Below are 13,648 nucleotides of genomic sequence, written 5' to 3'. Positions count from 1 at the left end.
TTTCCTATAATGTAGTCCAATAATGGAGGAAGGTTAAATGGTGGGGAGCGTAAAAATTGCAATTGTCGGTGTAGGGAACTGTGCTAGTTCACTTATCCAAGGAATTGAATATTATCGAGGCAAAAAAGAGGCTGAGGCGATCGGCTTAATGCACTGGGAGATCGGTGGCTACAAGCCTTACGATCTTCAGGTAGTTGCTGCTTTTGATATTGACCAACGAAAAGTAGGAAAAGATGTTGCTGAGGCAATTTTTGCTCCTCCCAACTGTACAACTGTTTTTTGTGAAAACGTCCCCAAAACGGCAGTTACAGTGGAAATGGGAGCAGTGTTAGACGGTGTGGCAGACCACATGAACGGTGCTGATGAGAAATACACTTTTGTGATCGGAGATCGCCCAGAACAGTCAAAAGCAGATGTAGTCAACAGTCTCAAACAGTCTGAAGCAGAAGTTTTGGTTAACTATCTTCCTGTTGGTTCACAAGAGGCTGTAGAGTTTTATGCTGAATGTGCTTTGGATGCAGGAGTAGGCTTTGTTAACTGTATTCCTGTATTTATTGCCAGCAATCCATTATGGGCAGATAAATTTAAGCATCACAATATTCCGATTATTGGCGATGATATTAAATCTCAGTTTGGCGCAACTATTAGCCATCGTACTTTAGTCGATCTTTGTAAAAAGCGCGGAGTTAAGATTGAGCGTACCTATCAGCTAAATACTGGCGGTAATACAGACTTTCGCAATATGCTTGATCGCTCTCGCTTAGATTCTAAAAAGGAGTCTAAGACTGAAGCTGTACAGGGAGTAATTGCCAAACGCCTAGAAGATGAAAATATTCATGTTGGGCCCAGTGACTATGTACCCTGGCAAAAAGATAATAAAGTAGCGTTTATCCGCATTGAAGGTAAACTATTTGGCGATGTGCCAATGAACCTGGAGATGAGACTTTCCGTAGAAGATTCTCCTAATTCGGCAGGGGTTGTCATCGATGCTATTCGTTGCTGTAAATTAGGCTTAGATCGAGGTATTGGTGGCGTTTTAACTCCTCCTTCTGCCTATTTTATGAAGCATCCCCCTCAACAGTTTACCGATGACGAAGCCTATCAAATGACTGAAGCTTTTATCAATGAACATTAAACGATGAATGATTGCCGATCAAGAAAAGTAATAGAGTTAGTGATTTCGATCAATTGCTAACAAACATTAAGAAGCTAGAATTTCGCTTATTAGGTGAATCTAGCTTCTTTTATTTTAAGCTTTTAATTTACTTATTATTTATTTACCTACGAGCAATTTACTGCTCTATCCTAACCAATTAAAGTACTACGATAAAAATGGATATAGTTGATTTTTTAAATGTATCGATTCACAACATCACTACTGCTGAGTTGTTACAAGATCTGAATATTAACGGTGGGGTTGTAGTGACTCCTAACGTCGATCATTTAGTTAAGATACAAAGCGATCGCGAATTGCTCAAGGCTTATTATCATGCAGATTATCGAGTTTGTGATAGCAAAGTTATGCAATATATTTCTTTGTTATTAGGTAGTCCAATCAAAGAAAAAATTTCGGGTTCTGATTTATTTCCCGCCTTTTATGAATACAACAAAGATAACGAAGATGTTCGCATATTTCTTTTAGGTGCCAAAGAAGGAATTGCTCAACAAGCATTATTTAATATTAATCAAAAAGTGGGCAGAGAAATAGTAGTAGCCGCTCATTCTCCTTCTTTCGGCTTTGAACAAGATGAAAAGGAATGCCAAGCTATTATTGAACGGATTAATCATTCTGATGCCACCGTTTTAGCCGTGGGAGTTGGCGCACCCAAACAAGAAAAATGGATTGCTAAGTACCGAGATCAATTGCCTAAAATAAAAATATTTCTGGCTATTGGCGCAACCATTGACTTTGAAGCAGGAAATGTCAAGCGATCGCCTAAAATAATGAGCGAGATGGGTTTAGAATGGCTATATCGCCTTTCTAGCGAACCCAACCGCCTCTGGAAAAGATATTTAGTTGATAGTCTACCTTTATTCTACCTAGTAGGAAAACAACGATTTAATCAATATAGATTTTCGCCTCAACTGCAAACGGAAAATTTGCCTTTAGGAGAACTTCTACTCCAGGCTGGTTTGTTATCTCCCCAAAGTATTAGACAGACTCTAAAACTTCAACAACAATACGCAAATTATCGCTTTGGCGAAATTTTAATTCAAGAAGGTTATCTTCCTTCAAAAACAGTTGGCTTTTTTGTAAATGAGCTACCAACGCTAGTTCACTCCCACAGTAAACTGCGTTTAGGAGACTATTTAAACAATGCAGGACTTCTTTTACCCGAACAAATTAACCATACTTTACAGCAGCAATCTTTAACTAATCGCAAATTTGGGGAAATCATCACTCAAAAAGGCTGGGTTAATCCTCGAACTCTTGATTGGTTTGTCAATTTACAGCATGGGTAAATAAACTATAGTCATTCTCAATAGCAACAATCGCAATCTTCAAAAAAGTAGTAAGTAATATTTAATCTTGTTATCAATACAAAGCTACTATTAAATTAATGGGAATGACTATACATCTTATCTAAAACATAGATTAAATTTTTGCAATAAGTTATAGATATAATACAAGCAATTATTCAATATCAATTTAGATTTTAACTATTCATTATTTGACAATAACTAAGTAATTTAGCAACTCGCCCTTTGATACTTCGTAATCGTTTATCAAGAGTAGAGCTTTGGCGTGCAGAAGTCAAAAACAAAATATCTGTAGCTAATAACTTAAATTCACGCTTAATTTCGGTTTGTACCGATTGCCATCGAGAAATAACATCTTGTTCTAAGTTATCACTCTCAAGATCGGCAATATTCCCATCAAACCATGACTGTAAATGCTGAAACTTCTGTTTTAGCTGCAATTGGTCAACCTGTTCTTCAGAATTAATTAAGAAGCCGCTGAACTTGGTTAACAAATTTGAGAAATCCTGATATGCTCGATTATGTGATGCAGGCAACATTATTAGCTTTATAATTTTAAGATAAGATAAAATTACAGTAAATGGGCTTGACTTTTTAGTTGGTTTAACATCTGAAAAAATACCTTACCCAAATAGATATTTACCTTTTGAGAAATACACTTAATTTTATATCTCAGTAACAAAACGGGTAGCAAGCTTAGTCCATACTTTACTTTAGTGGGCGGAAATGAGAGAAGACCCCGCGTCGCCGATAGGCGCAAGGGAATGCTTCTCGATGCTGCTTTGCGAGACAGCGCGGTGGGCGGTTTCACCGACATAAAGCGACTGTCGAGGGTGCAAGCAGCATATTCCACGTCCAGTGATTTATCACCCTTAAGCGTATGGCTGTTATTTAAGCTATCCAAATCAGATTTAAAATGTTTCGGCGAAAATAGCATAAATCAAAGGTTTTTTCACTTTATCTCGTCCTTACACACTTACTTATAATCTTAAAATCTATGACCGCTATTTCTATCATAGAAAGTAAATCTAACAAAGTTGAGCTTCCTCGCTGGTTAGAAGAATGTTTGCTCAATCAGCATTCAGACCACTCAGATCCAGATGCAACTTTAATTTGCCGTGCATTTAATTTCGCTTATAAGTTACACGAGGGACAGCTTCGTAAGTCGGGAGAGCCCTATATTGCCCATCCCATAGCAGTAGCTAGTTTATTACGTAATTTGGGCGGAGATAGTGTAACTATTGCTGCGGGTTTTCTTCATGATGTGGTGGAAGATACCGAAGTAACCCCAGAAGAAATTGAAGAAATGTTTGGGGGACAGGTAAGGCAGCTAGTTGAAGGAGTAACCAAGCTATCAAAATTTAACTTTTCTAGCACTACTGAACGTCAGGCTGAAAACTTTCGACGAATGTTTTTGGCAATGGCAACGGATATTCGCGTAATTGTAGTCAAACTAGCAGACAGACTGCATAACATGAGGACTCTAGATCATCTAAAGCCAGAAAAACAGCGACGTATAAGTCAAGAAACCAGAGAAATTTTCGCTCCTTTGGCAAATAGACTAGGTATTGGTCGCTTTAAGTGGGAACTAGAAGATTTATGCTTTAAATACCTAGAACCAGATGATTATGAAGAAATTAAGACGTTAATTGCCGAGAGAAGAACCGATCGCGAAGCTAGAATTACTCAAGTTACGGAAACATTGCGATCGCGCTTAGAACAGCTAAAAGTTAACGTAATAGAGCTAGAGGGACGACCGAAACATCTTTACGGCATTTATCAAAAAATGCAGCGACAGCAAAAGGAATTTAATCAAATCTATGACATTGCTGCTTTTAGAATTATTGTAGAAACCAACGAAGAATGTTATCGCGCCTTGGCGGTAGTTCATGATGCTTTCAAACCCATTCCAGGACGTTTCAAAGACTATATTGGTCTACCTAAACCCAATCGCTATCAGTCTTTACACACTACTGTAGTTGGCTTAAATGGTCGTCCGATTGAGATTCAAATTCGTACCCTGGAAATGCACCAAATAGCCGAGTACGGGATTGCTGCTCACTGGAAATATAAAGAGACAGGCACAAGCAATCCAGAGCTATCTTCTGAGGATACCAAATTTACCTGGCTACGTCAGCTATTAGAATGGCAAAAAGATCTTAATGACGCTCAAGAATATATGGAGTGCGTCAAAGACAATCTCTTTGAAGATGATGTTTATGTATTTACTCCTGACGGCGATGTCATCTCTCTCGCTCAAGGAGCAAGCCCTGTTGATTTCGCCTATCGTATTCATAGTGAAATTGGCAATCACATGAAGGGGGCAAGGGTTAATGGTCGCTGGTCGATGCTGTCAAAACCCTTAGAAAACGGCGATATTGTCGAGATTGTCACCCAGAAAAATAGTCGTCCTAGTTTAGACTGGCTCAACTTTGTTGTCTCTCCAACCGCTCGTAACCGTATCCGTCAATGGTACAAGCGATCGCATCGTGATGAAAATATCATTAGAGGTAGAGATTTATTAGAAAAAGAAATGGGCAAAAGTGGTTTTGAGGCTTTGCTCAAGTCTGAGACAATGCAAGCTGTGGCACGACGCTGTAACTATCATTCTGTAGAAGATTTGCTTGCTGCTTTGGGATATGGCGAAATTACTCAAAACCATGTAGTTAATCGCTGGCGAGATATTGTCAAAGAGCAGCAGCCCATAGAAGAGGCAGAAATTATCTCCGAAGAAGATGTGGAGATTTCTAACTACACATCAAACAATGTTAGAGACAAGGGAAAATCGCCAATCATTGGCGTGGAGGGAATGCTCTATCATATCGCAGGATGTTGCAAACCTTTGCCAGGAGAATCGATTATGGGCGCAGTAACTTTAAGCTCTAGAGGTATTTCAATTCATACTCACGGTTGTCATAACGTCAAGAAAGTTCCCAAAGAGCGAATTATTCCTGTTAACTGGAATACTCAAGGAGAAGCAGGAAAGCCTTTTACTTACCCTGTAGATATTCAAATTGAGGCAATGGATCGAGTGGGAGTTCTAAAAGATATTTTAGCTCGTCTGAGCGATCGCGGTATTAATGTGCGTAATGCAGGGGTGAAAACTGGTCGCAACAAGCCAGCCTTGATTTCTTTGAGTTTGGATATCAGAGATCGCCAGCAGCTAGAGTATATTTTCCAGGGCATTAAAAGTATGAGTGATACTTTGCACATTTGTCGCGTGATTAATTCAGGCGATCGCTAAATGGTATATGGCACTTGTTTAAAGCCAACCTAAGCAATTGCCAATTATCAGCCCTAGACCGACCCCTGCCAAAGCACTAAAAGCAGTTGGCAGAAAAGTCCAATTGTTGTGCTTATATAAACGAGTCTGGTATTTGTGGTTAGTAATCATGTTGATAAACTCTTTTTAATTCAACTGATTACATCCTAAATATGCTCAACACCAGATGGTGTGATCTACTGCATACTAATAGAGAGATTGTCCTCACATCTTAGTCCATACATATTCAATCGTTTTATTTGAGCTTAGAATATACTAATCAATTCTGGCTTGGTACTTATATCAGCAATACCAATTCTAAAAATTGCTGCTACAAATTTTTCTCCCCGTCCCCTAGACCCCTAGTCTCCCAGTCAGTCATTTGTAGCCAACATAAATAAAAACGGTATAACTTGGTGCGTAGGTTTCAACCAGAAATTTGCTACTTGTTGACAATATTTTTCATTAAATGTATTCTTAAAAGTCTGCGTACTAATAAGAAGCATTATCAATATGAAATCTGCAAAATTATTTTTAGCACTTGGTTTAGCTACTACTCTTGGTCTATCTGGTACTGCAATAGTCAATGCCGATGAATCAAGAGAAGTAAGCAATTTCTTGATGGCAGAAGGTGGGGAAGGCGGGGAAGGTGAGACAAAACTTAGTCCTGGAGAACAGGCAAATGCCGATTTCCAAGACAAAATGAGTAATGAAGAACTATTGAGCGAACTGCAAAATGGTGGTTATGTAATCTATTTTCGACACGCCCAGACAGAGACAGATTACGCCGACCAAACTAAAGCAGATGTTAATGACTGTGCAACTCAACGAGTTCTTAGTGAGGAAGGCTGGCAACAAGCAATATCAATTGGCGATGCTTTCGACGCAGCCCAAATACCTATTGGTGAAGTAACTACCAGTGAATATTGTCGTGCTTGGGAAACTGCTAGTTTAGCTTTTGGTCAATATCAGAAAGATTCTGCACTCAACTTTCTGCCTTTTGAAGATTATACCGACGAACAAGTAGAGCAAATGAAAGCTAACGTGACTCCTTTTCTAACTACCGTACCTGAAAATGGAACTAATAACATTATTGTAGGACACGATGACATATTTGAGGCAGCAACAGGCATTTATCCCGATCCTCAAGGAATGGCTTATGTGCTTAAACCAGATAGTAACGGTGGTTTTGAAGTCATAGCTAATATGCTTTCTGAAGAATGGACGGAATTGTAATAAGCTAGAAAACGTCGATCCCAGCGCAGCAGCTTATAAAAAGGCGATCGCCTCTGTTGCCCCTTGATTTTACCGAAGGTCAAGTTGCTGCCCCACCCAATAGCAGTCTTGATGCTACTCAGCGAAGAGAAATCATCAAAGCAGCTTATCAATTTCGCGATCGCTTAATCAAAGCTCAAAATAAATTGGGCATTACTTGATAAAGAGAACGAGAATCATTATCATGTTTTTATTTAGTGTGTGAGGATTGTTATGAGAAATATTTTGGTCCAAACTGCTTCTATTATGCTTGCAGTCTTAGTTACAGGGATTTATGGCAATCCTGCCCAAGCCGAAACAAACGAGCTTATCGATCAGATCGAAAAATACGACCAAGAAGGCAAAGGCAATGGTATGGGGCAGGTAACTAACGTCAATCAGCTACAAGATGTATCGCCTACAGACTGGGCTTATGAAGCCTTAAGAAGTTTGGTAGATCGTTATGGCTGCATTGCTGGCTATCCCAACCAAACCTATCGGGGCAGCCAAGCCCTAACTCGTTATGAGTTTGCTGCGGGTTTAAACTCCTGTTTAAATCAAATTGAACGCCTAATTGCTTCTCAGGGATCTGTAAGTCAAGAAGATATTGATACCATTAATCGTCTATCTCAGGAATTTGAGGCAGAGTTAGCAACTTTAGGTGGCAGAGTTGACGAAATCGAGAGTCGCACTGCGGTACTAGAAGATAATCAGTTTTCTACTACTACCAAGTTAGAGGGACAGGTAATATTTGGTCTTGCTAGCGTGGTGGCAGGTTCTAATCAGCAACTAATCGCCACAACTGGTGATGATAAAATTGATCGAGTGCCTGTATTTGGTTACCGTACCCGTTTAGAGTTAAACAGCAGCTTTACTGGTGAAGATCGACTCTTTACTCGTCTGTCTACGGGCAATTTTCCTACGTTTTCTGACACCACAGGCACATTTGAGGGAGAAATATTTTTTGCCCAACCTGAAGATAATAATTTATCTTTAGAAGTTGTGTATTACGATCGCCCGATTGGCAAAAATACTGATGTCAAGATTGGGGCGATAGGACTGAGGGCTGATGACATTGCTGATACTGTAAGTGTTCTCGATGGTGATGGGGCTTCAGGTGCAATTTCTTCTTTTGGTACTCGTAGTCCTATTTATTATCCCCCAGCGCAGTCAGGCTTGGGCATCACTCATGATTTTGGCGATAAATTAGAGTTAAGTGCGGGTTATCTAGCAGGGGACGCCAGCAATCCTACTAACGGCAATGGTCTATTTAATGGTTCTTATAGTGCTATTGGACAACTAACTATTACTCCTATTGAAAAGCTCGATATTGCTCTAACCTACGTTAATGGTTATAACCAGAGCGATACTGGGGTAGGTAGCGATTTATCTAATATTCAATCTCTCAGCACAGGAGCAGCAAATCCAAATCTCAATCCTGCTACTCCTGGAGTTTTTGAAGGTGGTGTACCTACATCTAGTAATTCCTATGGCGCACAGTTTTCTTTTGCCTTGAGCGATCGCATTGTGATTGGTGGCTGGGGTGGTTTAAGTAAAGTAAAAACTCTTTCTAGCTTCGTTGCCGATGGGCAAACTGTAGAGCGAGGTAGTCAAGATATCTGGAACTGGGCAGCAACTTTAGCCTTCCCAGACTTGATTAAAGAAGGCAGTCTGGGCGGTATCATCGTTGGCATGGAACCTTATGTATCTAGTTCCACCATTGATGCCGATGGGTTTGGTGAAGATAACGACAGGTCTCTTCATGTCGAAGCTTTTTATCAGTACCAGCTAAGTGATAACGTTGGCATAACTCCTGGTGTTGTTTACGTCAGCAATCCAGATAACAACAATAATAATGATGACTTAGTTATTACTACCCTGCGGACTACCTTTACCTTTTAAATTCCCAGCGGCTCGATATATTTAGGACAAGTAATCCTGGCTGCCTGACACATCGAGGAAACGCCCCCTAAACGGGGGCTTGTTCCACTCGCCTGTTGGGACAGAATACTCTGACCCAAAACACGCCTTGGCTTCCCCCCGTTGAGCAAACTGTTGAACCCTTAGGGGGTCGCACCGCTAATTTAACTTGGTACGGCTATATATCTAAATGGTCTTATGATTTGGTTCAAGATACAGGTGCTATTTTGCTTGATGGGGCGATTGACAAGCAAACGAGGTTAGATATTATGACTGCTATTGAAGCTGATGCCGACAATCGAATCACTGACTTACACATCCGCTATGTCGCTGAAAATCGTTTGGCTACAACCATTTCTCTGGTCACACATTTTCCGCGATCGCCCGAAGACTATAAAAGCTTGCTCAATGAAATATCTTTTCTTACTCATGTACTGGTAGAAGTTAATCAATGTCAAGGCGAACCTTTAAAATTGTTCTAATAAAGCCTGAGCTATCTGCTGCCTTTCTTCTGTCAAAGTCTGTTTTGATTCTGGTTTACCACTACGGCGATACCAGTAACGAGCATTCCCTAAATCTCCCTCAACTCTGTGCAGATAAGCATGAACCCAAGCACAATCACTATCGCTCTCATGGTCGATTAATTTATGAGAACTGTTCCAATCACCTTGATAGTCATGCCACAATGCCTGAAGTGAAAGGGGATAACTTTTTATCTGTTGGGGATTTTGCTGTATAAATTTTTCAATCTTCATAGTTTGATTTTTAGTCACAATTTAGATGGCGATCCCTTCGGCTAGGCATCGCTTTTCTTCTTCAAAATTTGTCAGCACGGGAGTGGAATATGCTCATTAACCACGAGCATTTCCTCTCGTCAATCTTAGTATTTTTAAATTACGAAAATGGTCTAACAACCATTTTAAAGCATTACTTTGCCGTAGAGTTTTTGAAATATAGCCTTGACACAACGGCAAAAACAAACTTTAAATTACACAAACAATGTAAAATTAGACCTTACGCCAAATGGAGCATAGCGGATTCGAACCGCTGACATCTTGCATGCCATGCAAGCACTCTACCAACTGAGCTAATGCCCCAATACTTGAACAATATTATCACAACTAGATCATGGAGTTAACCAAAATGAAGATTAACTAAGACTACTTATACAGTTGCCAGCAATAAAATAGACTACCAACATAGCAGCGGCGGATGCAGCAACAAGTGTACCAGCAAGCATTAAAGAGAACTCTTGCTGTTCCAAAGCCGATTGCATTAGATGCAGCGACCATGCTACTAAAGCAACGTCAAATATGAGAATTGGAATCAGCATTTTTTACGAAATGTAAACTATTTATTATCTTAATACACAATTTTTAAGTATTGGGAATAAAACTTCTTTTTTTAAGCTTTACTTAAAGATGCGTGATAAATTACTTGCGCATATACTTGTCCGCATATAGTGCTTTCTGATGCTGAACCCTTTAGGGTGTCTTCTCTTATTTTAGCCCATTAAATTAAGCTATTCGTACAGGAACTTGACGCTCTTGCAGATAGGCTTTAATCTCTGAGACACTTAGTTGTCCAAAATGTAGTAGAGAAGCTAGAAGAGCAGCTTCTGCTTGACCCTGATTTAAAGCTTCATAGATGTGTTGACAGTTTCCTGCCCCGCCAGAGGCAATTACAGGAATCTCTACTTGCTCAGCAATTGAACGAGTTAGGTTGATATCATATCCTGCCTGTGTTCCATCGGCATCCATACTGGTTACTAATAATTCTCCAGCACCTCTTTTTGCCATTTCTTTTGCCCAGGCGATCGCATCAATACCCGTATTTTTCCTGCCCCCACGTACATATACGTCCCAGCCAGGATTATTAAGATCGGTACGTTGACGGGCATCGATCGCCACGACGATACATTGTTTGCCAAAGCGATCGCTAGCACGATTAATTAAGTCAGGATTGCGAACTGCTGCGGAATTGATGCTAACTTTATCCGCTCCCGCTCTTAACAAAATTTTAATATTTTCTAAGGATTGAATACCACCCCCAACCGTCAGAGGAATAAACACTTGTTCTGCCGTGCGATAAACGACATCTACAATCGTGCCTCGATCTTCATGGGTAGCAGTAATGTCAAGAAATACAAGCTCATCTGCTCCAGCATCATTATATACTTTTGCTAGTTCTATAGGATCTCCTGCGTCTTTGAGATCAACAAAATTAACGCCTTTAACTACTCTTCCTGCATTGACATCAAGACAGGGCAATATTCTTTTGGCAAGCATAGTTCGTTTTTTTCTTGTTTAGAGTTAAAGAAAATTTAATTTGTTGCAGAGAAAATTTTACCTTGATCGGTGTAATCTGACCAAATATCTTACAGACTCAATCGCTTTAATCAGTTTACCTCCGCGCGACGGTACTAGCTGAGTTCTTCCTGCAACATATTTTGATATATTTTTGGCAAATAATCACTCATAGAGTTAGTTTCTATGCCATAACCTAAACTAGTCCAAGTACCTGAAAGCAGCTTTAATACTTGAGTAATTTTGCCCTGTCGCAAAAGTTGCGGAATATCTGTTCCCCAAGCGTTAGAATCACTCAACCACTCGTAAACCACTGCATCTTGATATTCTGCTTCAAAGCTATAGGTTTTCCAACGCCAAATCCCCGATGGGCGAGGATGATATAGTTGAGCCTGTTTACTCCAGGTAAAATCAAGCATTTGATAACGCCCAGCAGCGGTGCTACATTGCCCTACATTTGGTCCAGCGACAATTGGCACACAGACTTCAGGGTGATGGCTAAGATCGTCAACGTATTGACCGCCATAAATTACATTATAAGGTCGTTTGACGTTAGCTTCACTAGCTGTAATAGTTCGCATTAAGGCTCGTATGTAAGGATCGCCTCCTGCCATCATTAAAGGCTGCGTGCTATATAAATTTGTACTATATGCGTAGGGTGCTTGATGAGAGTTTTTATCACGCCAATCTTGAAAAAGCTGAGAAAATAACTGTTTAGGAGTTTGCCAGTGAGCATCAACTTGAGACTTGCTAATGTCTAATCTTAACTTCAATAAAATTAAGATTAGACATCCAAGATAGAGAAACTTGGCTTTGTTGCTTAGTTGCATTTTAGGCAGCTTGATTAAACAGTTTGGTAATGAAACAATGAGAAATTATAGATCTTGCTGCCAAACTTTAAGAAATATCGCTAAATAATTGTGACCAGGTTTTTTCTTGGGCTGTGGGACGAGTAATAATTTCGACAATTTTGGATTTGGCAGCAGGCTGAAATGCTGCTTCTACGCATACCTGGGCAACTTTTTCACGGGGAATGCTACCTTCAAATAAAGTATCAGCAGCAGACATAAAAACTGGCTCAGAATTGTTTTCGTTTTTTAATCCCCCTGGTCGAACAATTGTGTAGGGAATACCGCTAGCTTGAATATAGGATTCAGCCTGCTTTTTCCAGTATAGAACTAGCCAAAACAGATTTAAAGGGTGAAAAAATTTAGACACACATAAAGAAGAAACTAAAATCAGATGCTCGACTCCTTGAGCTTTGGCTGCATCTACTAAATTCTTCGTACCTTGATAATCAACCTGATAGGGTCCAGTAGGATCTAAACTAGGACTAGCCCCAGTAGCGCAAATTAAGACGTTACAATCAGAAAGAGCAGATTCAAAAGTTGCTGGATTTAAAACATCTCCTTGTATTAGTTCTACAGCCTCAGGAATTACTGTCTGAGCTTGTTTAAGATCGCGAACTAGTGCTTTTACAGAGACGTTTTTTGCCAATAGCTGTCTAACAATGTGTTTACCAGTTTGCCCAGTAGCTCCTGCAACAAATATACCCATAGAAATCTAAATCACACCTGTCTCAAAAAAAAAGTGTTTTGCTGATAATTAACACCTTTATTGTAATTATATTAACAGTAAGGGAATGTTCTAAAACGGTAATTTAAATAAATAGTATGCAGTCCAAATTTATTAGTCACCCGCAAAATTCATTTTCACCAGGATCTTCATCTGATTCTATGCAGCTTAACTATATTAATTCTCTTGAACAGTCAAAAACATTTGTCTTTGAGGTCAGCTTTATCGGACGAATGGATATGTATAGCGATGTAGATACGGTGGCTAAATACCTTGATGCTCATGAAGGTTGGTTTTGTCGCTGCGCTCAACCAATGAAGGTTGAACCTTTAGGAGACAATGGTTATGTTTTGACTGTAGGACAATATGGCGCGTTTGGTTACGAAGTAGAGCCAAAAATTGGCGTGGTCTTAAATTCACCTGTAGGCAATATTTATCAGATGCAGACTATTCCTATTCCTGAGTATGATTCTACTGGATATGAGGTTAATTATCAGGCATCGATGGAATTAACTGAGATGACTGTAGATCGGGATGATACCTTTAAAAGTGGCTTATTTCCTAAGAAGATTACACTCCCAAGCCGTATTACTGAAGTTAGGTGGAGTTTAAATTTAGGCGTTGAGGTAGAATTCCCTCAGTTTATGGCTAAAATTTCCCCATTTTTAATTCAATCTACAGGCGATCGCCTTTTAGGACAAATTGTTCGTCAAATTTCCCCTCGTTTGACCTACAAGGTACAGCAAGATTTTCATAATAGGCATAATTTATCAATGCCACCAAAAGGCAGTAGACAACTTGATAAAGTTAATAAATCTCAACCATGTGCTATTTAGAAACATTAAAAAAT

Annotated in this window: 15 protein-coding genes and 1 tRNA gene; 8 read left to right on the top strand and 8 right to left on the bottom strand. The window is 39.6% G+C overall.

Annotation, left to right across the window (positions count from 1 at the left end; translation table 11 throughout):
- Window positions 1-37 precede the first annotated feature (37 nt).
- A complete protein-coding gene (locus SLP02_RS12340) occupies window positions 38-1,135 on the top strand; it encodes an inositol-3-phosphate synthase (RefSeq protein ID WP_319420956.1) in 1,098 nt (365 codons plus the stop codon).
- 197 nt (window positions 1,136-1,332) lie between these two features.
- A complete protein-coding gene (locus SLP02_RS12335) occupies window positions 1,333-2,463 on the top strand; it encodes a WecB/TagA/CpsF family glycosyltransferase (protein WP_319420955.1) in 1,131 nt (376 codons plus the stop codon).
- 194 nt (window positions 2,464-2,657) lie between these two features.
- Here the strand turns inward: SLP02_RS12335 and patD are convergent, their stop codons facing one another.
- Window positions 2,658-3,020: a heterocyst frequency control protein PatD gene (patD, locus tag SLP02_RS12330; RefSeq protein ID WP_319420954.1), complete on the bottom strand. Its 363-nt coding sequence runs from the start codon at window positions 3,018-3,020 to the stop codon at window positions 2,658-2,660.
- 458 nt (window positions 3,021-3,478) lie between these two features.
- Here patD and SLP02_RS12325 point away from each other — a divergent pair, with 458 nt between their 5' ends.
- Entirely contained in the window at window positions 3,479-5,725 is a 2,247-nt protein-coding gene (locus SLP02_RS12325; protein WP_319420953.1) for a RelA/SpoT family protein, read from the top strand.
- Between the two features lie 18 nt (window positions 5,726-5,743).
- Here SLP02_RS12325 and SLP02_RS12320 read toward each other — a convergent pair whose 3' ends face one another.
- Window positions 5,744-5,875, bottom strand: coding sequence for a hypothetical protein (locus SLP02_RS12320; RefSeq protein ID WP_319420952.1), 132 nt, complete (start codon window positions 5,873-5,875; stop codon window positions 5,744-5,746).
- Window positions 5,876-6,256: 381 nt separating this feature from the next.
- Between SLP02_RS12320 and SLP02_RS12315 the strand changes: the two genes are divergently transcribed.
- From SLP02_RS12315 to SLP02_RS12300, 4 genes are all read left to right on the top strand, one after another.
- Window positions 6,257-6,979, top strand: coding sequence for a histidine phosphatase family protein (locus tag SLP02_RS12315; protein WP_319420951.1), 723 nt, complete (start codon window positions 6,257-6,259; stop codon window positions 6,977-6,979).
- A gap of 56 nt (window positions 6,980-7,035) precedes the next feature.
- Window positions 7,036-7,179, top strand: a complete 144-nt coding sequence (locus tag SLP02_RS12310) for a hypothetical protein (protein ID WP_319420950.1) — start codon at window positions 7,036-7,038, stop codon at window positions 7,177-7,179.
- 52 nt (window positions 7,180-7,231) lie between these two features.
- Window positions 7,232-8,899, top strand: coding sequence for an iron uptake porin (locus SLP02_RS12305; protein ID WP_319420949.1), 1,668 nt, complete (start codon window positions 7,232-7,234; stop codon window positions 8,897-8,899).
- A 95-nt stretch (window positions 8,900-8,994) separates the two neighbouring features.
- Window positions 8,995-9,399: a cation diffusion facilitator family transporter gene (locus tag SLP02_RS12300; RefSeq protein ID WP_319420948.1), complete on the top strand. Its 405-nt coding sequence runs from the start codon at window positions 8,995-8,997 to the stop codon at window positions 9,397-9,399.
- Here the strand turns inward: SLP02_RS12300 and SLP02_RS12295 are convergent.
- From SLP02_RS12295 to SLP02_RS12270, 6 genes are all read right to left on the bottom strand, one after another.
- Entirely contained in the window at window positions 9,385-9,690 is a 306-nt protein-coding gene (locus tag SLP02_RS12295; protein ID WP_319420947.1) for a hypothetical protein, read from the bottom strand. The genes SLP02_RS12300 and SLP02_RS12295 overlap by 15 nt on opposite strands.
- 251 nt (window positions 9,691-9,941) lie before the next feature.
- Window positions 9,942-10,014: transfer RNA gene (locus SLP02_RS12290), tRNA-Ala, on the bottom strand.
- Window positions 10,015-10,067: 53 nt separating this feature from the next.
- On the bottom strand, window positions 10,068-10,250 hold the full coding sequence (locus tag SLP02_RS12285) for a hypothetical protein (RefSeq protein WP_319420946.1): 183 nt from the start codon (window positions 10,248-10,250) through the stop codon (window positions 10,068-10,070).
- 184 nt (window positions 10,251-10,434) lie between these two features.
- Window positions 10,435-11,205: an imidazole glycerol phosphate synthase subunit HisF gene (gene hisF, locus SLP02_RS12280; protein ID WP_319420945.1), complete on the bottom strand. Its 771-nt coding sequence runs from the start codon at window positions 11,203-11,205 to the stop codon at window positions 10,435-10,437.
- A gap of 134 nt (window positions 11,206-11,339) precedes the next feature.
- On the bottom strand, window positions 11,340-12,053 hold the full coding sequence (locus SLP02_RS12275) for a glycoside hydrolase family 24 protein (RefSeq protein WP_319420944.1): 714 nt from the start codon (window positions 12,051-12,053) through the stop codon (window positions 11,340-11,342).
- 67 nt (window positions 12,054-12,120) lie between these two features.
- Window positions 12,121-12,780, bottom strand: a complete 660-nt coding sequence (locus SLP02_RS12270; RefSeq protein WP_319420943.1) for an SDR family oxidoreductase — start codon at window positions 12,778-12,780, stop codon at window positions 12,121-12,123.
- A gap of 179 nt (window positions 12,781-12,959) precedes the next feature.
- On the opposite strand from SLP02_RS12270, the gene SLP02_RS12265 reads away from it, so the two are divergent.
- Window positions 12,960-13,634: a DUF1997 domain-containing protein gene (locus SLP02_RS12265; RefSeq protein ID WP_413467370.1), complete on the top strand. Its 675-nt coding sequence runs from the start codon at window positions 12,960-12,962 to the stop codon at window positions 13,632-13,634.
- Window positions 13,635-13,648: the final 14 nt, after the last annotated feature.

Origin of the sequence: Pleurocapsa sp. FMAR1 (assembly GCF_963665995.1) — a bacterium.
In the GTDB taxonomy this organism is placed as follows: domain Bacteria; phylum Cyanobacteriota; class Cyanobacteriia; order Cyanobacteriales; family Xenococcaceae; genus Waterburya.
Note: the sequence above shows the minus strand (reverse complement) of the source record. Positions and strands in the feature narration are given on the sequence as shown.

What these genes read in the sequence shown, in the direction of transcription:
- SLP02_RS12305 (WP_319420949.1), top strand. Translation starts at nt 7,232, where the DNA reads ATGAGAAATATTTTGGTCCAAACTGCTTCTATTATGCTTGCAGTCTTA.
- SLP02_RS12325 (WP_319420953.1), top strand. Translation starts at nt 3,479, where the DNA reads ATGACCGCTATTTCTATCATAGAAAGTAAATCTAACAAAGTTGAGCTT.
- SLP02_RS12285 (WP_319420946.1), bottom strand. Translation starts at nt 10,250, where the DNA reads ATGCTGATTCCAATTCTCATATTTGACGTTGCTTTAGTAGCATGGTCG.
- SLP02_RS12265 (WP_413467370.1), top strand. Translation starts at nt 12,960, where the DNA reads ATGCAGCTTAACTATATTAATTCTCTTGAACAGTCAAAAACATTTGTC.
- SLP02_RS12270 (WP_319420943.1), bottom strand. Translation starts at nt 12,780, where the DNA reads ATGGGTATATTTGTTGCAGGAGCTACTGGGCAAACTGGTAAACACATT.
- SLP02_RS12320 (WP_319420952.1), bottom strand. Translation starts at nt 5,875, where the DNA reads ATGATTACTAACCACAAATACCAGACTCGTTTATATAAGCACAACAAT.
- SLP02_RS12335 (WP_319420955.1), top strand. Translation starts at nt 1,333, where the DNA reads ATGGATATAGTTGATTTTTTAAATGTATCGATTCACAACATCACTACT.
- hisF (WP_319420945.1), bottom strand. Translation starts at nt 11,205, where the DNA reads ATGCTTGCCAAAAGAATATTGCCCTGTCTTGATGTCAATGCAGGAAGA.
- SLP02_RS12340 (WP_319420956.1), top strand. Translation starts at nt 38, where the DNA reads ATGGTGGGGAGCGTAAAAATTGCAATTGTCGGTGTAGGGAACTGTGCT.
- patD (WP_319420954.1), bottom strand. Translation starts at nt 3,020, where the DNA reads ATGTTGCCTGCATCACATAATCGAGCATATCAGGATTTCTCAAATTTG.
- SLP02_RS12315 (WP_319420951.1), top strand. Translation starts at nt 6,257, where the DNA reads ATGAAATCTGCAAAATTATTTTTAGCACTTGGTTTAGCTACTACTCTT.
- SLP02_RS12275 (WP_319420944.1), bottom strand. Translation starts at nt 12,053, where the DNA reads ATGCAACTAAGCAACAAAGCCAAGTTTCTCTATCTTGGATGTCTAATC.